Origin of the sequence: Streptomyces hilarionis (assembly GCF_024539675.1) — a bacterium.
GTDB lineage: Bacteria > Actinomycetota > Actinomycetes > Streptomycetales > Streptomycetaceae > Streptomyces > Streptomyces hilarionis.
This window is the reverse complement of record NZ_JAHHIT010000433.1, coordinates 1-467: the sequence shown is the minus strand read 5'-3', so window position 1 is coordinate 467 and position 467 is coordinate 1. Positions and strand designations below refer to the sequence as shown.

1 protein-coding gene and 1 pseudogene are annotated in these 467 nt (G+C 50.7%); both read left to right on the top strand.

What is annotated here, in order from left to right; all coding sequences use genetic code 11:
- A pseudogene (locus KMS84_RS43870) lies at window positions 1-119 on the top strand (transposase domain-containing protein); the annotation flags it as partial.
- A gap of 56 nt (window positions 120-175) precedes the next feature.
- On the top strand, window positions 176-467 hold a 292-nt coding region (locus KMS84_RS43865; protein WP_256921303.1), incomplete at its 3' end, for a DUF6678 family protein.

Here is a 467-nt window from a genome sequence, read left to right as displayed (position 1 = left end):
TCGGCGCGGCTCAACGGGCATGATCCGTATGCGAACTTGAAGGATGTTCTACACGCCTGCCGACGCAGCGGGCGTGCGAGATTACTGAGTTGCTGCCACACAGGTGGGCGCCCGTTTAATCGCGGAAGGTGTGTTGGGTTAGACTGTACTCACTTCATACAATTACGCGAATCTTATGCATCAACTGCCTGAACTCGACGAGGTTACAAAAGCGAAAATTCGCAGGCTGCTGACTGCGGGCATGATTTTTCCCGTCATGAACTACACCAAATGGGCTGAGCTGATCAAAGCAATGATTAACGCCCCGCAAATGAAGCCAGAGTTCAGATTGCACAGTGTCTTAGCTCCAAGCGATTACTGCACAGATTGGGATCGAGAATGGCATTACCACATCCATCCGGTAGCAGAAATTGAGTGGATCGAACTCAGAGCGGTTTCACTCGATTGGCTACTTTCCACGCTAAGAA